The sequence below is a fragment of the Mycolicibacterium canariasense genome, from assembly GCF_002101555.1.
In the GTDB taxonomy this organism is placed as follows: Bacteria; Actinomycetota; Actinomycetes; order Mycobacteriales; family Mycobacteriaceae; genus Mycobacterium; species Mycobacterium canariasense.
The window spans coordinates 1-19,030 of the sequence record NZ_LQOL01000095.1 but is presented as its reverse complement, the minus strand read 5'-3'; the positions used below and the strand labels follow the sequence as shown (position 1 = coordinate 19,030).

Annotated in this window: 15 protein-coding genes, 1 pseudogene and 1 riboswitch; of the genes and pseudogenes, 2 read left to right on the top strand and 14 right to left on the bottom strand. The window is 66.2% G+C overall.

What is annotated here, in order from left to right; translation table 11 throughout:
- Nucleotides 1–59: 59 nt before the first annotated feature.
- The 7 genes from AWB94_RS30825 to AWB94_RS30795 form a co-directional block, all read right to left on the bottom strand.
- Nucleotides 60–1,931: an ABC transporter ATP-binding protein gene (locus AWB94_RS30825; RefSeq protein ID WP_234811948.1), complete on the bottom strand. Its 1,872-nt coding sequence runs from the start codon at nt 1,929–1,931 to the stop codon at nt 60–62.
- Between the two features lie 46 nt (nt 1,932–1,977).
- Entirely contained in the window at nt 1,978–2,667 is a 690-nt protein-coding gene (locus tag AWB94_RS30820; RefSeq protein ID WP_084395256.1) for a VldE C-terminal domain-containing protein, read from the bottom strand.
- A gap of 146 nt (nt 2,668–2,813) precedes the next feature.
- Nucleotides 2,814–3,830: an ABC transporter ATP-binding protein gene (locus AWB94_RS30815; protein ID WP_062657644.1), complete on the bottom strand. Its 1,017-nt coding sequence runs from the start codon at nt 3,828–3,830 to the stop codon at nt 2,814–2,816.
- Nucleotides 3,827–4,828 (bottom strand): ABC transporter ATP-binding protein, encoded by a 1,002-nt coding sequence (locus AWB94_RS30810; protein WP_062657645.1) that lies wholly within the window; start codon nt 4,826–4,828, stop codon nt 3,827–3,829. Before AWB94_RS30810 ends, AWB94_RS30815 begins: the two co-directional genes overlap by 4 nt.
- A complete protein-coding gene (locus AWB94_RS30805; protein ID WP_062657646.1) occupies nt 4,825–5,787 on the bottom strand; it encodes an ABC transporter permease in 963 nt (320 codons plus the stop codon). Before AWB94_RS30805 ends, AWB94_RS30810 begins: the two co-directional genes overlap by 4 nt.
- A 3-nt stretch (nt 5,788–5,790) precedes the next feature.
- On the bottom strand, nt 5,791–6,780 hold the full coding sequence (locus tag AWB94_RS30800) for an ABC transporter permease (protein ID WP_062657647.1): 990 nt from the start codon (nt 6,778–6,780) through the stop codon (nt 5,791–5,793).
- 6 nt (nt 6,781–6,786) lie between these two features.
- Entirely contained in the window at nt 6,787–8,430 is a 1,644-nt protein-coding gene (locus AWB94_RS30795) for an ABC transporter substrate-binding protein (RefSeq protein ID WP_062657648.1), read from the bottom strand.
- A 221-nt stretch (nt 8,431–8,651) separates the two neighbouring features.
- Nucleotides 8,652–8,854: riboswitch (cobalamin riboswitch) on the top strand.
- A gap of 130 nt (nt 8,855–8,984) precedes the next feature.
- On the opposite strand from AWB94_RS30795, the gene metE reads away from it, so the two are divergent.
- Nucleotides 8,985–11,264: a 5-methyltetrahydropteroyltriglutamate--homocysteine S-methyltransferase gene (gene metE / locus AWB94_RS30790; RefSeq protein ID WP_234811947.1), complete on the top strand. Its 2,280-nt coding sequence runs from the start codon at nt 8,985–8,987 to the stop codon at nt 11,262–11,264.
- Nucleotides 11,265–11,314: 50 nt separating this feature from the next.
- On the opposite strand, the gene AWB94_RS30785 is transcribed toward metE, so the two are convergent.
- From AWB94_RS30785 to prpD, 4 genes are read right to left on the bottom strand one after another with little or no spacing between them, the layout of a single operon-like run.
- Nucleotides 11,315–11,584, bottom strand: coding sequence for a WhiB family transcriptional regulator (locus AWB94_RS30785; RefSeq protein ID WP_084395253.1), 270 nt, complete (start codon nt 11,582–11,584; stop codon nt 11,315–11,317).
- Between the two features lie 3 nt (nt 11,585–11,587).
- Nucleotides 11,588–12,697, bottom strand: a complete 1,110-nt coding sequence (locus AWB94_RS30780; protein ID WP_062657650.1) for a bifunctional 2-methylcitrate synthase/citrate synthase — start codon at nt 12,695–12,697, stop codon at nt 11,588–11,590.
- Nucleotides 12,694–13,608 (bottom strand): methylisocitrate lyase, encoded by a 915-nt coding sequence (gene prpB, locus AWB94_RS30775; protein WP_062657651.1) that lies wholly within the window; start codon nt 13,606–13,608, stop codon nt 12,694–12,696. The genes AWB94_RS30780 and prpB overlap by 4 nt, the downstream gene beginning before the upstream one ends.
- A complete protein-coding gene (gene prpD, locus AWB94_RS30770; RefSeq protein ID WP_062657652.1) occupies nt 13,605–15,110 on the bottom strand; it encodes a 2-methylcitrate dehydratase PrpD in 1,506 nt (501 codons plus the stop codon). Before prpD ends, prpB begins: the two co-directional genes overlap by 4 nt.
- A 121-nt stretch (nt 15,111–15,231) precedes the next feature.
- Here prpD and AWB94_RS30765 point away from each other — a divergent pair, with 121 nt between their 5' ends.
- Nucleotides 15,232–16,656, top strand: coding sequence for a short-chain fatty acyl-CoA regulator family protein (locus tag AWB94_RS30765; RefSeq protein ID WP_062657653.1), 1,425 nt, complete (start codon nt 15,232–15,234; stop codon nt 16,654–16,656).
- On the opposite strand, the gene AWB94_RS30760 is transcribed toward AWB94_RS30765, so the two are convergent.
- The 3 genes and pseudogenes from AWB94_RS30760 to AWB94_RS30750 all read right to left on the bottom strand — a co-directional run bounded on the left by AWB94_RS30760 (nt 16,649) and on the right by AWB94_RS30750 (nt 18,938).
- Entirely contained in the window at nt 16,649–17,386 is a 738-nt protein-coding gene (locus tag AWB94_RS30760) for an Rv3717 family N-acetylmuramoyl-L-alanine amidase (RefSeq protein ID WP_109762353.1), read from the bottom strand. The genes AWB94_RS30765 and AWB94_RS30760 overlap by 8 nt on opposite strands.
- An 87-nt stretch (nt 17,387–17,473) precedes the next feature.
- Nucleotides 17,474–18,487, bottom strand: a pseudogene (locus tag AWB94_RS30755) (HNH endonuclease signature motif containing protein).
- A 31-nt stretch (nt 18,488–18,518) separates the two neighbouring features.
- Nucleotides 18,519–18,938, bottom strand: a complete 420-nt coding sequence (locus AWB94_RS30750; protein ID WP_062657654.1) for a hypothetical protein — start codon at nt 18,936–18,938, stop codon at nt 18,519–18,521.
- Between the last annotated feature and the right edge of the window lie 92 nt (nt 18,939–19,030).

The window sequence follows — 19,030 nt, the reverse complement described above, 5'->3', positions numbered from 1 at the left end:
ATACAAGTGACGATGGTGATTCAGCCTGTGTTCGCGCGCCGTTAACGTGCGGCAACACCTCAGCCGGTCGCGGCGTTCTGCGCTTCGTACAGGCGTTTGTACAGACCGCCCTCGGCGATGAGCGAGCGGTGATCTCCCGACTGCACGATTCTGCCGTCCTCCAGCACCAGGATCCGATCGGCGACGGCGGCGATGAAATCCATGTCGTGGCTGATCACCATGCACGTGCGGTCCCGCGCATAGCCTCGGATCACCCCGGTCAGCCGGGCCCGCTGATCGGCGTCCAGGTTCTCGGTCGGCTCGTCGAGAAGCAGCACCTGCGGGCGGCGCAACAGGCAACGCGCCAGGGCGATGAGCCGCTTCTGCCCGCCGGAGGGCACCTGGACGTCGATCACCGTGTCGTAGCCGTCGTGCATCCTGACCGGGTCGGTGATGACCGAGTGGATGTGCGCCTGGACGCAGGCCGCCTCGATCTCGGCGTCGGTGGCCGCCGGCCGGGCCAGCCGGATGTTCTCGCGGATGGTGTCCTTGGTGAAGAACGGGAACTGGGCCAGTTTGGAGACCTGCTCGCGCAGCGAGGCGACGGTGACGCCGGAGATGTCGTGCCCGTCGAGCAGAATCCGCCCGCCCTGCGGGTCCAGGAACCGCAACATCAGGTTGAACACCGTGGACTTGCCCGACCCGATACCGCCGACCACGGCGACGGTCTCGCCTGCGGCGACGCCGAACGTCAGGCCGTCCAGCACCGCGTGCTGGTGTGTATAGCCGAACGTAACGTTCTCGAACACCAGATTGCCTTGCACCGCACCGAGTTCGGGCGCACCTGCCATCTCGACCACCGAGGGTCGCGTGTCGAGCAGTTCGTAGGTGGATGCGGCGTTGGGTGCGACGGATTTGTAGGTCGTGTAGGCGCCCATCACCCGTTGGGCCGCACCGAACATCGTCGGCACCATGCCCGCGAACACCAGCAGCCCGGCAAAGGTCAGACCGAAGCTCGCGCTGAATCCGATGCCCACCAGCAGCACCACCACGGTGCTCAGCGCCACGAAGATCTGGGAACCGTTGGCGGTGGCCTGCATCCATGCCACCGACGCGGCGCCGGCTTTCGCGGCGTTCTCGGACACCTCGTGAAAGCGCTTGCTGCGCAACGGCTGGGCGTTGAACGTCTGGATCTCGGAGATACCGCTGACCGTCTGCTCCAACTCGGTGGACATGGCCCGGTCGGCGGTCATCTCCTTGCGCACCGCCGCCTGCACATGCGCTCCCGCGTAGCGCAACGTGAACAGTGCCAGCGGGGTGAGCACCAGCGCGGCGACGGTCATCTGCCACGACAGGATCATCAGGTAACTCACGGCGATCAGCAGCACGACGGTGTCGATGAGAGGCGGGATCAGACACCCGGTCAACAGTCGTTGCACCCCGGCCGATTCCGTGGTGACCCGCTGGATCAGCTCACCGGTGCGCGAACGGGCAAAGAAGTCCATCGACAGCGTCTGGAGATGGTCGTGCACCCGCTGCCGGATGTCCACCACCAAGATCTGTTCGACCTTCGCCCCGACCCACCCGTTGACGAAGTACATGAACTGGGTCAGCACCAGTGACACCGCCCAGGTCGTCAGCAGTACCGCGAACGGAACCGATCCCGCCACCGAGTGCAGCGGCCCGTCCTCGCGGGCCACCAAGGGGCCGCGCATGTTCCACACGTCGCTGAGGTTTCCGCCGTTTCCGGCGTCGGCGACCACCTGCATCATCGGGCCGAACGCCGCGGCCGACAGATACGGCAGTGCGGAGGCGATCACGCCCAGCAACAGCGAGACCACGATGAGGCCCCGCACCGCCCGCAGCATGCCGAGGCTGCGCCAGATCAGGCGGGATCTGCTTCCCGTCGCTCCGCTCGCCCGGGAAGCAGAATTGACTCGAACGTCAGCCACGCGATCAGGATGCGCGATGCTCGGCTTTCGCGCACCACAATCGCGATCAGCGCGGGTACACCTCGGTGCCGGTGGGATAACCGCCGCCGGTGGTGGTGATGTGCACGTGGTCGTAGTGGCCGTAGCCGCCGCGCTGCGCGCCGCCCGGCGTGTAGTAGACGCCGCGCCAGATGGCGTCCTGGATACCGAACCGCACCGCGTTCTTCAGCACGTACGACACGATCTCGTTCCCGAGCGCGATACCCGACGCCGAGCCGGCGTCCGGGATCATGACGTCGAGCGCCAAGCCGTCGGGATGCCAGCGCAGCGCGTCGGGGCGCACCCCGCCGATGCTGTGGATCTCCGGGAAGGTCGCGGTGACGGCCCGCGAGGTCAGGATGGTGCGCACCTGCAGGCCACGTTCGGGGGCCAGGCCGACCGGTAGCAGCAGCGGCCGGGTGTCCACCCGCCACCGTGAGGCCGTGCCGGTCGGCGCGGCGGCAAAGTTGGCGACCGGTTGCGCGACGGTGGGCGCCGAGGAGAAGGCGGCCGGGGCCGCCACGATCTCCAGCCCGTAGGGGGCGCTGTCGGCGACCGTCACGACATCACCCAGCACGGGCGCTGCGGGCAATTGAGCCGTCAGTGGATGCACGTCACCGGCGGTGGCGGCCAGAATGGCGATGGGAACGACGAGCGCAGTCAAGGCAGCCGAGGGAGAAACAGCACGCCGCTTCTTGGCCAGTGCGTGTCGGCTCACCGACTGCACATTACGACCGAGACGAGGCATACGCAGCAACTTCCGATATCTCACCGTGCACTTGTTGTTACAAGTTCGTGATCATAACCGGGCGTGTCACTGACGCTCAAGTTGAGAGTGAGCGTATTTCCGCAGGCCGCGCGCCTTCAGTCGAGGTTGCGCGGGTGATGACAGGCCGCCATATGCCCGCGCTCTCGGCCACCGGTGTGGTCGACCAAATGCGGCTCATCGGCCTGGCATACCTCTGTCGACCAGGGACAACGGGTGTGGAACCGACATCCCGACGGCGGGTCGATCGGACTGGGCACATCGCCTTCGAGCACCAGCCGCTCGCGCGTTGCGTTGCGGCGCGGATCCGGCACCGGGACGGCCGACAGCAGCGCATTGGCATAGGGGTGCAGCGGATGCTCGTACAGCTCGGCCGCGCCGGCGCTCTCGACGACCTTGCCCAGGTACATCACCGCGACCCGATTGGAGACGTGCCGGACAACACCCAAATCGTGTGCCACGAACAGATAGGACAGCCCGAACTCGTCCTGCAGGTCCTTGAGCAGGTTGACGATCTGGGCCTGCACGGACACATCGAGGGCCGAGACCGGTTCGTCGGCGATGATCAGCTTGGGCCGCAGGGCCAGCGCCCTGGCGATGCCGATGCGCTGGCGCTGCCCGCCGGAGAACTCGTGCGGGAAGCGGTCGGCGTGTTCGGGGCGCAACCCGACGCGCTCCAGCAGCTCCTGTACCCGGGTGCGGGTATCACGACCGGAGGCCAGCCCGTGCAGCTCCATCGGCGCGCCGATGATCTGCGCCACCCGTTTGCGCGGATTCAGCGACGCGTACGGATCCTGGAAGATCATCTGGATCTGGCGCCGCATGCCGCGCAGGTCGCGTTGGCTCCTGCCGACCAGCTCCTGCCCGTCGAACCGCACCGAACCCGACGTCGGCGCGGTCAGCTGCATGATCAGCCGGCACAGGGTCGACTTCCCACAGCCGGATTCGCCGACCAGTCCCAGGGTTTCCCCCTCGTACAACGTCAGACTGACGCCGTCGACGGCACGCACCCGGCCGATCTCCCGGTCGACGATCACACCCGATTTGATCGGGAAATGCTTCACCAGATCGGTGACTTCGAGCAAGGGTTTGTCTCGTAGCTGCGGGCTGCTCATGTGGTCACCGGCTTCCGCAATCCGATCCGGCCGTCGACGACCCGCAGCGTGCGTTTCTGCTCGGCCGACAGCCAGCACCGATCCCGGTGCAGCGGTGGAGGTTCGGCACATTTGTCGAAGGCGTGCGGGCAGCGCGGGGCGAACCGGCAGCCGCCCGGTATGTCGGTCAACGACGGTGGCGCCCCGGCGATCTGGGCCAGCCGTTCCGGGTTGGGCTGGTCCAGCCGGGGCAGCGAGCCCAACAGCCCCCAGGTGTAGGGATGCTGTGGGTCGTAGAACAATTCGTCCAGGGTGGCCTCCTCGACGATCTGGCCGGCGTACATGACGGCCACCCGGTCGGCCACTTCGGCGACCACGCCGAGGTCGTGGGTGATCAGCACGACGGCAAGGCTGCGTTCCTCGTTCAGCCGCGCGAGCAGCCGCAGGATCTGGGCCTGCACCGTGACGTCGAGCGCGGTCGTCGGTTCGTCGGCGATCAGCACGTCGGGATCCAACGACAACGCCATCGCGATCATCACCCGCTGGCGCATGCCGCCGGAGAACTCGTGCGGGTAATCCCGCACGCGCCGTTCCGGATTGGGGATTCCCACCGAGCGCAGCAGTTCGATGGCGCGGTCCCGCGCCTCGGCCTTGGACACGTCGCGATGCGCCCGGATCATCTCGATCAGCTGATCGCCGACGCGGTACACCGGGTTCAGCGATGTCATCGGGTCTTGGAAGATCATCGCGATCCGTTCGCCGCGCACCGCCTGCCAACCGTCGTCGTCGAGGGTGTTCAGCTCGATACCGTCGAAGGTCACCGAGCCGCTGATCGTGGCGTTCGGAGCCCGGGTCAAGCCGAGCAGGGTTTGCGCGGTGACGCTCTTGCCTGAGCCGGATTCGCCGACGATGGCCAGGATTTCGCCGCGGTCCAGCCCGAAGCTGACACCGTCGACCGCATGCACCAACCCGCCTTCGGTGTTGAAACCGACGGTCAGCCCGTCCACTTGCAGCATCATGCCGGTGCCGCCTCTCCGAGCCGGATACGTGGGTCGAGGAATGCGTAGAGGATGTCGACGATGGTGTTGAACAGCACGATGAAGAACGCCCCGAAAATCGTCACTCCCATCAGCGGTGGCAGGTCCAGGCTGCCGATGGCCTGCCCGGCGTACAACCCGACCCCGTTGAGGTTGAACACCGTCTCGGTGAGGATCGCACCGCCGCCGACCACAACGCCGAAGTCCAGCCCGAACATCGTCACCACCGGAATCATGGAGTTGCGCAGCACATGCCGGATCCGCACCTGGCGTTCGCTGATGCCCTTGGCTCGCGCTGTCCGGACGTAGTCCTCGTTCATCGCGTCGAGCATGTTCGAGCGCAGCACCCGGCTGTAGAAGCCGACGTAGAGCACGGCCAGCGTGGTCCAGGGCAGGATCAGGTGATACGCCCATTGCACCGGGTCCTTGGTCAACGGGACGTAACTACTGGTCGGGAACAGTTGGGCCTTGAAGCTCAAGTAGTACAACAGGATCGCGGCCAACCAGAACACCGGCATGGACACGCCGGTCAGCGACAGCACGGTGAGAATCCGGTCGGTGAACTTGCCGGAGTGCACCGCCGACAGATAGCCGAACAGGATCGCCAGCGTCATCCACAGCACCGCCGCACCGATGCACAGCGAGAACGTCGCGGGCAGCCCCTTCCAGATCTGCTCGGTGACGTTCTGCGAACTCGCGTAGGAGGTCAGCTGACCGGTGAGGATCTTACGCATCATGGTCAGGTACTGCACCGGCAGCGGCTGGTCCAGTCCCAGATCGGCGCTTACCCTGGCGATCAGCGCGGGGTCGGAGTTCTTGCCCGCGATGCGCGCGGCCGGGTCGGAGTTGGGAATCACGTTGAAGATCAGGAAGACGACGACCGAGATCGCGAACAGGACCGCGACCATGCCGGCCAACCGCCGGGCGACGAAACGAACCATGGCCTAGTGCTCCAGCCTGATCTTGGCCCGCGGATCCAGCGCGTCGCGCAGGCCGTCGCCGAACACGTTGAGCGACAGCACGGTCAACACGATCATCAGGCCGGGCACGATCGTCAGATGCGGTGCGGTGTAGATGGTTTGGTAACCGTCGGCGATCATCGTGCCCCAGGACGCGTTGGGTGGCCGCACCCCCGCGCCCAGGAACGACAGCGACGACTCCAACAGCATGTTGTTGGCGATGTTCAGGGTGAAGAAGACGATGATCGTCGACACCACGTTCGGCAGCAGTTCGGTGAACATGATCCGCATGGAACCCATGCCCTGCGCGACGGCGGCCTCGACGAACTCCTTCTCGCGCAGCGCCAGGATCTCACCGCGGATCGGCCGGGCCATGTACGGCACGTACACGAGCCCGATGATCAGGATCGGTATCCACAACGAGTCGCCGGCGACCACCAGATCGCCGATCTTCAACCCGCCCAACGCCAGTGCGGTACCCAGGGCGATACCCAGGAGCAGCACCGGAAAGGCCCACACCACGTCCATCACCCGGGACAGCACGGCGTCGATCCAGCCGCGGTAGTAGCCGCACAGCAGGCCGGTGACCACCGCGAGCACCGTCGTGACCAGGGCGGCGAACACCCCGATGAAGATGGAGGTGCGCCCGCCGTAGAGCAGCCGCACCATGACATCGCGGCCATTCTGGTCGGCACCGAGCAGGTACCGGCCGTGCAGGCCCGGTCCCAGTGGCGTGCCGTCGGGCGTGACGACGTACTCCTCGTGCCCGTCGATCAGGACCTTGTCGGTGATGTGGTTGTCGTTCGGGCCGGTGTGGGCCACGTGCTCGGCCCACACCGGTGCGGCCAGGCAGGCCAACACGATGAGCAGGAACAGCGCTCCGAACGCCAGGGCGATCTTGTTGCGGCGCAACCGCAACAAGCCGAGGGACCAGGGCCCACGGACGCGGGTGGACTCCGAGATCTGGGTGGTCACCGTGAATTACTTCAGTGCCAGCGCCGAGTAGTCCTCGTTGAACAGCGGATGGTAATAGGCCTTGTCGAAGTCGATCCGGTCCGAGACGAAGGTGCTGAACTCCTCGTTACCGTACGGCGCCCACACCGCCTGCTCCATGAACGCCCGATCCAGGTCGGCGTACTGCTTCTTCACGTCGTCGGTGAGCTCCTCGGTGCGCAGCTTGTTCATGGTGGCATCCAATGCCGGGATGTTCACCCTGGAGAAGTTGTTACCGTTGGTCGGCAGGATGCTCGCGCCGTTGAGCAGCGGGCGGAAGAAGTCGTCCGGGTGCGGGAAGTCCTGGAACCAGTCGCCGAAGCCGGTGTCCAGGTCCGGGGTGGACTGATTGCCGATGGTGGTGAAGTAGACGTCGCCGGCGATCACCTTGAGCGTCGCGTTGAACCCGAGCTGGGTGAGCACGTCGTGGTAGTACTCGCCGATACGCTTGCGGTCCGGCTCGTCATCGGTCCACACCGTGATGTCCTTGTCGGCCGGATTCGCTTCGGCAATAAGCTGCTTTGCCTTGTTCATGTCCGGTCCCGGATACAGCTTGTACTCCTGGTAGCCGGGCATACCCGGCGGCAGGATCTGCTGCGTCGGATGCATGCGGCCACCGAACACCCGGTTCAGCGCCTCCGGGTCGACGGCATAGTTGACCGCCTGCCGCACCCGCAGATCGTTGAACGGCGCCTTCTGGGTGTTCATCCAGAAGTAATAGGTGTTGATCGACTGCTCCAGCCGGAATCGGTCGCCGTACTTGGTTTTCACCTCGGTCAGCCGGTCGGCGTCGGGCGGGTCCACCATCAGATCGATGGTGTTCTGTTCCACGCCGGTGACCTGAGCGGAGTTGCTCTTGTTCTGGGTGACCGTGATCTTGTCGACATGCACGTCGGCAACCTCGCTGGCCCCGGCATCCTTCACCGTCTTGAAGTTCGGGTTGCGCTCCATGGTGAGCGTTTGCGGTGCTTCGACTTTGGTGATCATGAACGGACCGCTGGACGCCGGTGGGTTGTTGGTCGCGTCCTTGTCCAGCGGCGTCGTCGGCGGCACGGGCGCAGAGAACGGCAGCCCGAGCACGTTCTCGAAGGTGCCGTTGGGCGCACTGAGGGTGATCGTGATGTCACCGGTGCCGTCGTCGGTCTTGATACCCGAGATGGTGTCGGACTTGCCCTCAGCGAAATCCGTTGTGCCCACGATGGGTTCGTAGAACACCGAGCCACCGGAGTTCGCCTTGAACAACCGCTTGATCGCATACGTGAAGTCAGAAGCCTTGATCGGGGTGCCGTCGGAGTACTTCATGTTGGGCCGCAGCGTCAGCTTGTAGGTCAAGCCGTCCGGGGATACCTCGGGCATGGCCTTGGCCAGGCCGGGTACCACCTGGGTGCCCGCCTCTCCCTTCTGGTGCTTATAGGTCAGCAACGGGGTGTAGACGTTGTACATCACCTCCCAGCCCTCGACGGTGTAGGACAGCTGTGGGTCGATGTAGTCCGGGAAGGACGTCATCGAGATGTTGATATCACCACCGCCACCGCCGGCACTCTCCGACGAATCGCCACCACACGCGGCCACTCCGAACGCCGTCAGCGCGACCGCGAAGACTGTGGTCGCGCCCCTGCGCAGCCTGCTCATTGCCATTCCCCCTTGTCCACCAGCTGTCGACTTGATGTCCACAAGCTGTACGCCACGTCAATGGGCTGTGGACCATCTTTGAGGAAAACCAGCCGCCGTCAACTCGAGTTCCCAGATTCGGTTGCGGCGGTGCGCTGCAGCCCAGCTCGGTGGTGACAAACGTCGCGGTTTGTCAGCTTGCAGTAGAGTGCCCCTCGCAGCTGGTTTGCAGTCGGCACGGAAACGTGTCGGCGGCATCGAGCGGCATCGCCCGATGGCGTTGTCGTGAGAGGGAACCCGGTGGGAATCCGGGACTGTCCCGCAGCGGTATGCAGGAACGAACGCCGTCATACGCACTGGGCAACTGGGAAGCGACGGCTACTAGGAACACCCGTTTACGGGATCGCCTGTGAGTCCGAAGACCTGCCGGCTGTACCGGGTGCGCCGCGCCCGGTGGCGCATCGCCTCGAGGACTGGGCGTATGACCGAACGTTCCGCCGCATGCTTTGGTGCGGCGTCTTTTTCGGTTGCACGTCCGATGGCGGTGAGCTTTCCCCCGTCTGAAGGACAGAGTTGTGACAACTTCTCACCCGTTCACCGCAACCGTGCTCGGTTCGCCGCGCATCGGGCCCAACCGTGAGCTCAAACGAGCCATCGAAAGCTATTGGGCGCACCGCATCGACCGCAGCCAGTTGGAGGCAGTCGCCGCCGATATCCGCGCCGCGACCCGCAGCGCCCTGACCGCCGCCGGCCTGGACTCGATCCCGGTCAACACCTTCTCCTATTACGACCAGGTACTCGACACCGCTGTCCTGCTGGGAGCTCTGCCTCCGCGGGTCACCGGCGCCGGGATCGACGACGATCTCGATCGCTACTTCGCGGCCGCGCGTGGCACCGCGGACGTCGCTCCCCTGGAGATGACGAAGTGGTTCGACACCAACTACCACTACCTTGTTCCGGAGATCGGCCCCGCCACGACGTTCAGCCTCAACCCGGAGAAGGTCCTCGACGAACTGAGCGAGGCCAGCGGTGAAGGCACGGCCGCGCGGCCGGTGATCATCGGGCCGATCACCTTCCTGGCGCTGTCCAAAGCCGTCGACGGGGGCCCCGCACCCATCGAACGCCTCGACGAACTGTTGCCGCTCTATCGGGACCTGCTGGGCCAGCTGACCGCCGCGGGCGCGCAGTGGGTTCAGCTCGACGAACCGATTCTGGTGACCGACGTCCTCGGGGACGCCGCCGAGCTGGCCGAAAGGGTTTATCGGTACCTCGGCGAAACCGACCTGCGTCCTGCGCTTTTCGTTGCGACGTACTTCGGGTCGCTCGAGCGGGTGCTGCCGGCCCTGGCCAGCACGCCGGTCGAGGCGATCGGCGTGGATCTGGTCGCCGGCGGTGATCAGCCGGTAGCCGCGGTTCCCGAACTCGCCGACAAACTCGTGGTGGCCGGTGTCGTGGACGGGCGCAACGTCTGGGCTACGGACCTGGAGTCCGCACTGGGCAAACTGGTTGCGCTGCGCGCGGCCGCAGGCGCAGTGGCAGTGTCGACATCCTGCTCCACTTTGCACGTCCCGTACTCACTGAGATCCGAGACCGAACTCGATGCCGCACTGCGCAGTTGGCTGGCATTCGGCGACGAGAAACTGGCCGAGGTCGCCACCTTGGCCAAGGCCCTGCGCGCCGGACGCGAATCGGTGATCGGCGCGATCTCCGCGTCGGCGCGAGCGCAGGAATCCCGGAGGTCCGACCCGCGCCTGCACAACGGCAAGGCTCGGGACCGACTGGCAGCGGTCTTGGCCGCCGGGACGACGCGCGGGCCCGCCGAGCAGCGACGCACCGCCCAGGACGCCCGGCTGCACTTGCCGGCTTTGGCCACCACCACGATCGGTTCGTATCCCCAAACCGTCGAGATTCGAAAAGCCCGCGCCGCAGTGCGATCCGGGCAGATCGATCAGGACGAGTACGAGCGGCAGATGAAGGCGGAGATCGCCGCCGTGATCAGTCTCCAAGAGGAGATCGGGCTCGACGTCCTGGTGCACGGCGAACCCGAGCGCAACGATATGGTGCAGTACTTCGCCGAACAGCTGACGGGTTTCTTTGCAACCCGCAACGGCTGGGTACAGTCCTACGGCACCCGCTGTGTGCGCCCACCCATCCTGTACGGCGACGTGGCGCGGCCCGAGCCGATGACGGTCGACTGGACCGTCTATGCCCAGTCACTGACCGCCAAGCCGGTCAAGGGGATGTTGACCGGTCCCGTCACGATTCTGGCGTGGTCGTTCGTGCGCGACGATCAACCGTTGGCGGACACGGCAAATCAGATCGCGCTGGCCATCCGGGACGAGACGGTGGACCTCCAGTCCGCAGGCATCTCCATCATCCAGGTGGACGAGCCGGCGCTGCGTGAGCTGCTGCCGTTGCGGTCGAAAGACAAGGAGGATTACCTGTCCTGGGCTGTCGGCGCGTTCCGGCTCTCCACTTCCGGGGTCAGTGACAGCACCCAGATCCACACCCATCTCTGCTATTCCGAGTTCGGTGAGGTCATCGGGGCGATCGCGGACCTGGATGCCGACGTCACCTCGATCGAGGCGGCGCGGTCGCGCATGGAAGTGCTCGACGACCTGAACGCGATGGGCTTCTCCAACAGCGTGGGCCCCGGCGTGTACGACATTCATTCGCCACGGGTGCCCGGAACTGACGAGATCGCCGAATCGCTGCGTGCGGCCGTGCGCGCGATTCCGGCGCAACGGCTCTGGGTGAATCCGGACTGCGGCCTCAAGACCCGCAAGACCGAGGAGGTGACGGCCGCGCTACGCCACCTCGTCGAGGCCGCTCAGTTGGTGCGCGCCGAGCAGTGACGAAGCGACCGTGCCCCGGGATCCGAAGGGATTCCGGGGCACGGTCGCGGTCAGGCGTTGCGGCGTTCGTCTTGGCGGTGCAACAGCACGGCCCGGTCGGCTTCTGACATACCGCCCCAGGTTCCGAAATCCTCTCCGCGCTCGAGTGCGAACCCCGCACACTCCCACTTCACCGGGCAGGTTGCGCAGATCTCCTGCGCCACGGCCAACCGCCGACGCCTGGACTCTGCGCGCTCACCGTCTGGATGGAAGAACAGGTCGGGGTCGTGATCGCGGCATCGAGCCAGATGTCGCCAATCCGGGGACGGGTTCCCGTTCATCGATCACGTGAGCGCGCGCTGCGGATGCCCGCTGTACTCGCTGAGGGGCCGGATCAACGTGTTCGACGCCGCCTGCTCCATGATGTGTGCGGTCCAGCCGGTGATCCGACTCATCACGAAAATCGGTGTGAAACTGGCGATGTCGAAATCCATGAGGTAGTAGACCGGCCCGGTCGGGAAGTCGAGATTGGGCTTGATCCCGGTCGCTGCGAACATGTCCTGCTCCAACCGGTTGTAGATGTCCAGCCACCGGCGGCCGTCGCGCACCGCGGCGACGCGTTCGAACGCCGCCTTCATCGTGGGCACCCGGGAGTCACCGTTTCGGTACACCCGGTGACCGAAGCCCATCACCTTCTCCTTGCGAGACAGCTTGCCGTGTAACCATTCCGAAGCCCTGTCGGCCGTGCCGATCTCCAGCATGTCGTGCATGACGGCCTCGTTGGCGCCACCGTGCAGCGAGCCTTTGAGCGCCCCGATGGCCGCGGTCACCGCGCTGTAGATGTCGGACTGTGTCGAGGTGACCACGCGCGCGGCGAAGGTCGACGCGTTGAAGCTGTGCTCGGCGTACAGCACCATGGACTGTTCGAAGGCCCCCACGATCACGCTGTCCGGAACCTCACCGAGTGCCATCCGCAGGAAATTCTCGGCGTAGCTGAGGTGGCTGTGCGGCGGAATCGGGTCGAGACCGCGCCTGCGGCGCATATCGGCCGCGACGATCGTGGGCAGCACGGCGAACATGCGCAGGGATTTCTCGTAATTCGCCGACTCCGATGCGTCGTCCTCTTGCGGATCCTCGGCGCCCAGATAGCTGATCGCGGTGCGTACGACATCCATCGGGTGACAGGTGTCGGGCAGCTTGGCCAGCAGCGACTGCAGCGAGCGGTCGATGCGGCGCAACGCCCGCTCACGCTGGGTGAACTGCGCCAACTCGGCGTCGCTGGGCAATTCACCGCGCCACAGTAGGTAGGCGACCTCTTCGAAGCTGCAGTGTGCGGCCAAGTCCTGGACCGGGTAGCCGCGGTAGGTGAGCGAATTGGTTTCCGGGACCACCTTGGAGATGGCGGTGGTGTCGACCACGACACCGGTCAGACCCTTGTGAACGGCGACACTCATCGTTGAGCCTCCTGCAAGACGAAGTTGAACACGTCGGAGTCGAACTGGTTGTAATCGGCGTATCGCAGCAGCTCGTAGAGTCGACTTCGGTGCTGCATCCGGTCAAGCAGATCAGATTGCGTTCCCACACTTTCGATCTCGCGCAGCCCGGCCTCGACGGCGAACATCGCCAGCCGCAGCGTCGTGACCGGGTAGATCACCACGTTGTAGCCGATATCGGACAACTGGCGGGCGCTGAGCAGTTCGGATTTGCCGAACTCGGTCATGTTGGCCAGCAATGGCGTCTGCACGGCGGCGCGAAACCGTTCGAAGTCCGCCCGGGTGCGCAACGCCTCGGTGAAGATCAGATCTGCACCGGCGTCGGCGTAGGCCTTGGCCCGGTCGATGGCCGCGGACAGCCCCTCGATACCCGCGGCATCCGTCCTTGCGCAGATGACGAAGTTGGGGTCGCGCCGAGCGGAAACCGCTGCCCGCAACCGCTTCACCATCTCCGCGGTCTCGACGACGGCCTTGCCGTCCAGATGACCGCAACGCTTCGGATTCACCTGGTCCTCCAGGTGCAGCCCGGCCAGGCCGGCGTCTTCGAGCACCGTGACGGTGCGAGCCGCACTCATCGGCTCACCGAATCCGGTGTCGGCGTCGACAAGGGTCGGCAGGTCGGTCGCCGACGCAATCTGTGCACCACGGGTCGCCACCTCGGTCAGGGTGGTCAAACCGATATCCGGCAGACCGAGATCGGCCGCGAGCACCGCGCCGGAGACGTACACCCCGTCGAAGCCGATCTCGGCGACCAGCTTGGCCACCAGCGGCGAGAACGCACCTGGGAAGCGTTGCAACTGTCCCGATTCCAGCCCGGCGCGCAAGTGCAGCCGCTTCTCGGCCGCCGATGCGGCCGTACCCAGGAGGCTCATCGGAAGATGCCCGAGGCAACGGTGGGGGCTTTGTCCAGCACCCGCTGGTCCACCCGGACGTTGAGTGCGTTCAGGCCACCTGGCTTGATGCCGGCGACGCCGTCCACGACATCCAGAAAGCGCTGCCGCTCTTCGGGTTCCACCACACCGTCGGCGAGTTCGGTGAATTTGGCGACGTACTGGGGTCGCTCGAACGGGCGGGCACCGAGCGGATGGGCATCCGCGACGGCGAGTTCGTCGACGATGGTCTCGCCGGTCTTCAACGTCACCACCGCTTTGGCGCCGAACGCCTTCTCGGCCGGGTCATTCGAGTGGTAACGCCGGGTCCATTCCGGGTCCTCGACGGTGGAGATCTTGTTCCACAGGTCGATGGTGTCGGGCCGGTGCGCTCGCTCGGGCGCATAGGACCGCTCGTGATGCCAGGTGCCGTCCTGCAGGGCCACGGCGAAGATGTAGGGCACCGAGTGGTCCAAGGTTTCGCGTGAAGCGTCGGGGTCGAACTTCTGCGGATCGCCCGACCCGGTGCCGATGACCACATGGGTGTGATGACTGGTGTGCAGCACAATCGATGCGACCTGCTCGAGGTCACCGATTCGCTCACGCATCCGGCGGGCCAGGTCGATGGGCGCCTGGCTCTGATACTCGGCCGAATGTTCCTTGGTATAGGTGTCGAGGATGGCGCGTTTGGGCTCACCCGGCTCGGGCAGGGGTACGTGATAGGTGTGCTGGGGGCCGCCCAGCAACCAGGCGATGACACCGTCTTCGCCCTCCCAAATGGGCGCCGGCGACCCTTCACCGCGCATGGCCCGATCGACGGCTTCGACGGCGACCTTGCCGGCCCAGGCGGGCGCGAAGGCCTTCCAGCTGGAGATCAGGCCCTTGCGGGACTGCCGGGTGGCTGTGGTCAGATGCAGCGCCTGACCGATCGCGGCATAGATGGTCGCCGTGTCCAGTCGCAGCATGGTGCCCAGTCCGGCGGCCACCGACGGACCGAGGTGGGCGACGTGGTCGATCTTGTGCTCGTGCAGACAGATTCCCTTCACCAAGTCGACCTGGATCTCATAGGCGGTGGCGATACCGCGGATCAGATCGGACCCGCGGACGCCCAGCTGCTGGCCCACGGCAACCAATGCCGGGATGTTGTCGCCGGGATGCGAATACTCGGCGGCCAGGAAGGTGTCGTGGAAGTCGAGTTCGCGGACGGCGACCCCATTGGCCCATGCGGCCCACTCGGCCGAGACACTGCCCGGCACGCCGAAGACGGCGGCGCCCTGACGGGTCGGGTGCGCCAACGCCTGCGCCCGCGCAACGGTGACCGGCCGGCGGGTCACCGAGGCGGCAGACACCGCCGCGTTGTCGATGATGCGATTGACGACCATCGCCTCGGTCTGCGGGAGCACCGCGACGGGGTCGGCGGCGACCTCGGCGATCTTCCAGGCGAGGTGCTCGGTGCGGGGGAATTCGTCGGCGCTGCGCCGGGTCCTGACGTCGTGTACACGCATGTTCCGCACGCTACGCAGGCTCACGCCGGCCAGGAAAGTGCCTGTAAGTGCGTAATTATGTGTCCATCAACGGGCACTTTTGCGAATCTTGCGTAAGAGGGGCACGGTAGTCTCGGCGGCGGTGGCGAAGACATTCGCGGGCGCCCGGCTGAGACGGCTGCGCGACGAGAGAGGCCTGACACAGGTCGCGCTGGCGCGCGCCCTCGGGCTGTCCACCAGCTACGTCAACCAGCTGGAGAATGACCAGCGCCCGATCACTGTCGGCGTGCTGCTGGCGTTGTCGGACCGCTTCGACCTGCCCACCCACTACTTCACACCCGACGCCGACGCCCGGCTGGTGGCAGATCTGCGCGAGATCCTCTCCGACGGGCCTGCCACCACCGGGCAGATCGAGGAACTGGTCGCCCGGATGCCCGAGGTCGGGCAGGCTATGGTCAATTTGCACCGCCGCCTGCACGACGCCACCGCCGAGTTGGAAGCCGTGCACGAGCGAGCCAACCTCGACGCCCAGATCGGCACGCAGCAGCCGATGCCGTTCGAGGAGGTCCGGGACTTCTTCTACGACCGGCGCAACTACATCGATGTCCTCGACCGGGCTGCCGAGGATCTGTTCACCACCCATCGGCTGCGCGTCGGCGGACTGGACACCCAACTCGCCACGTTGCTGGCCGCACAATTCGGCATCACCGTCGTGGTCGACGACGGCGACGTCCTGGGGTCGGATGTCAAGCGACGCTTCCAACCCGACACCAAGGCGCTCTATGTGGCCCGATGGCTGCTCCCCGGTCAGCGAGCATTCCAACTCGGGACCCAGCTCGCCCTGCTTCTGCACGCGGATCTCATTGCTGCCATCGTCGCGACCGACGACCAGCTCAGCCCCGAGGCGCGAGAGGTGGCGCGCATCGGACTGGCCAACTACTTCGCCGGCGCGCTGCTGCTGCCCTACCGTGAATTCCTGGACGCGGCAGAGCATTTGCGCTACGACGTAGACCAGCTGGCGCGCCGGTTCGAGGTCGGGTTCGAGACCATCTGCCATCGGTTGTCCACACTCCAGAGACCGGACGCGCGTGGCGTCCCGTTCATCTTCGTCCGCACCGACAGTGCCGGGAACATCTCGAAGCGACAGTCCGCCACCGCTTTTCACTTCTCTCGGGTCGGCGGCAACTGCCCACTCTGGGTGGTCCACCACGCCTTTGCACGTCCCGGAGAGTTCCTCACCCAGGTGGCCCAGATGCCCGACGGGCGCAGCTACTTCTGGCTGGCCAAGACCGCCGACTCGACGCCGGGCAGCTACCTTGGCACGCCCAAGCGTTTCGCGATCGGGCTGGGCTGCGACCTGGTGCATGCCGACAAGCTGATCTACTCCGTCGGCATCGATCTCACCGACCCCGACGCCACCGTGCCCATCGGCGCCGGCTGCCGGATCTGCGACCGCGTGGCCTGCCCGCAGCGTGCGTTTCCCTACGTGGGCCGCCCGGTTCAGGTGGACCCGGAGACCAGCAGTAACCTGCCGTATCCGCCCGCGGCCACAACACCATTCAGGTGAGCATCTGCAGATAGCCGGAGATACCCCGCGTTACGGCCTCGGCCATGCGCGCGCGGGTTCCGGCATCCGAGAGCAGCGCCGCGTCGTCGGGGTTCCGCATATTGCCCATCTCGATGAGGATCGACGGGTATTGGGCCAGGTTCAGGCCGGCCAGATCGGATCTTCCGTACAAACCGTCGGTGCCGCGGTAGGTGGACGGCTGCATACCGCAGGCCACCAATTCGTCGCGCATCACTTGCGCCAGCCGGCGCGCCGGGCCCGCCTGCGCCGCGTTCAGCGGTGGGTCCGAGTAGTTCACGTGGAATCCGCGGCCCTGCCGCGGGCCGCCGTCGGCGTGAATGCTGACGATCGCGTCGGGGTGTATCGAATTGGCCATGGCCGCACGCTGATCCACGCACGGCCCGAGGGCGTTGTCGTTGCCCCGGGACAGCGCGGACCGCACGCCGAGCTGGCTGAGACCGGCCCTGATCCGTAACACCGTGTCCCAGTTGAAGGTGTGTTCGGGATAGCCGGCGTCTGTGGTGGTGCCGGTGGTCTGGCATTCCTTGGTGGCGCCTCGCCCGTCGGTGACCTGCCGGACGATGGACGAGTCGTTCGCCCCGTTGTGGCCCGGATCGAGGAAGACGATCCGGCCGGCCACACTGGAGGCGGCATGCGCCAGCGGCGCACCGGACAGCGCCGCCGGTGCCGCACCGAGGAACACCGGCGTGGCGACCGCGTAGCGCAGCACATCGCGACGCGTCGTCGATCTCTGGCTGAAAGAGCCCCCGCAGCACACGCTTTCACCGTAGGTGCGCGATCCGCCGGACGCGACGGGTCACAGCAGTCCGGCAGGCAATCGATGCCGTCCGGCGACCTCGTTGTCACCGCTCGGTGTCGGTGGTGGTTGGAAGGGTTGGTACCACCACCGTTGGGCGCGTTCGCCGGTCGGGCCGTTATAGGGCGCGACTTCTGGTGGGGCGGTGCTGGGTGCTCTCGCCAGTGATCCGCGATCGATGGGCTGTCCGTCGGTGTCGGTGACGACGAGCCGGTGGGCGGGGCCGGAGATGGTGATCTCGCCGTGGTGGTGCAGCCGGTGATGCCGCGGGCACAGCAGCACCATGTTGTCCAGGTCGGTGGGCCCGCCGTCCTCCCAATGCACGATGTGATGGGCGTGCAATCCCCGACTGGCCGCGCAGCCGGGCACCACGCAGTGCCGGTCGCGGTGTTCCAGGGCGCGGCGCAACCGGCGCCCGATGGTGCGGGTGGACCGCCCGGCGCCGATCGGGCGGTCGCGGCGCTCGAACCACACCTCGCAGGTGGCGTCGCAGAGCAGGTATTGGCGTTCCTGGTCGGTGAGGATCGGGCCGAGGTGCAGGGCGGCGGGCCGGTCGACATCGACGTCGACGTGCACGATGACGGTGGTGTGCTGGCCGTGTGGGCGGGCCGCGGCGTCGGTATCCCAGCCGGCCTCGACCAGGCTCATGAACGCATCGGTCCGGGTCGGAAATCCGTCAGCGCCGTCGGGGGCGCGTTAGGCGATCACCCCGACCTGATCCAACGACAACCGGCCTTCGCGTAAACCGTCGGCGCAGCGCGGGAACTCGTCGAGGCGGTGCGCGACGGCGACCATCGTCTCCGCGTTGCGGGGTGTCGCCCCGGTTTTCCAGGCCACCAGCGCTGCGATCGTCCGGCAGCCGGTCATCCCGGCCAACTCGTCGCGGTCGATCTCGGCGACGATCTCGACCAGCCGGCCGTCGATGGCGTTGCGCTGCCCGCACAACTCACCGATCTCGTCGAACAGCACCGCCAACCGCTCTTTGGGCTCCAAAGACGCTGCGGCGCTGGACATGACCCCATTCTCGCAGGTAACCGCGGCGCCGTCAGCCACCCGACGGCGCCGCCTGCGCCGACGCCTGCGCGGCAGCCGATTCTGCGGCGGCCTTGGCGGCCCGGCCCTCCGGGCTACCGGCGGAGTAGCCCGCCGACTTGTTCGAGGCAGCACCCGAGTCGCAGTTCAGCGAGACGACCATCTCCTTGGTGGCCGATCCGCTGCTGTTCGGGGGCGGCTGGGCGGTGCGCGGCTGGGCGTTGACGACGATGCAGTCATCCCGCTGCTGTTCGTCGCCAAAGGTGGTACCCACGATGACCGTGTAGCCGGCCCCGCTGAGCGTCGACGATGCGTCGCTGTACTTCTGGCCGGTCACATCGGTATTGGCGGCGGCGGCACTGCCGGTGCTGATCACCACGACCACACCGGCCGAGACCGCGGCGAGCCCCGCACCGAGGGCAATGCGTTTCATGCTCAGCCCTTCTTCCGCGCCGTTTCTGAGATAACTAACCAGTTCGGGGTTCTAAATGTCCTCATCTGAGCTGGTGGGCTTGGGGTGAGTGT

What these genes read in the sequence shown, in the direction of transcription:
- AWB94_RS30795 (WP_062657648.1), bottom strand. Translation starts at nt 8,430, where the DNA reads ATGAGCAGGCTGCGCAGGGGCGCGACCACAGTCTTCGCGGTCGCGCTG.
- AWB94_RS30780 (WP_062657650.1), bottom strand. Translation starts at nt 12,697, where the DNA reads ATGAGTGTCGCCGTTCACAAGGGTCTGACCGGTGTCGTGGTCGACACC.
- AWB94_RS30805 (WP_062657646.1), bottom strand. Translation starts at nt 5,787, where the DNA reads ATGGTTCGTTTCGTCGCCCGGCGGTTGGCCGGCATGGTCGCGGTCCTG.
- AWB94_RS30810 (WP_062657645.1), bottom strand. Translation starts at nt 4,828, where the DNA reads ATGATGCTGCAAGTGGACGGGCTGACCGTCGGTTTCAACACCGAAGGC.
- prpB (WP_062657651.1), bottom strand. Translation starts at nt 13,608, where the DNA reads ATGAGCCTCCTGGGTACGGCCGCATCGGCGGCCGAGAAGCGGCTGCAC.
- AWB94_RS30750 (WP_062657654.1), bottom strand. Translation starts at nt 18,938, where the DNA reads ATGAAACGCATTGCCCTCGGTGCGGGGCTCGCCGCGGTCTCGGCCGGT.
- AWB94_RS30815 (WP_062657644.1), bottom strand. Translation starts at nt 3,830, where the DNA reads ATGAGCAGCCCGCAGCTACGAGACAAACCCTTGCTCGAAGTCACCGAT.
- prpD (WP_062657652.1), bottom strand. Translation starts at nt 15,110, where the DNA reads ATGCGTGTACACGACGTCAGGACCCGGCGCAGCGCCGACGAATTCCCC.
- AWB94_RS30785 (WP_084395253.1), bottom strand. Translation starts at nt 11,584, where the DNA reads ATGAACGGGAACCCGTCCCCGGATTGGCGACATCTGGCTCGATGCCGC.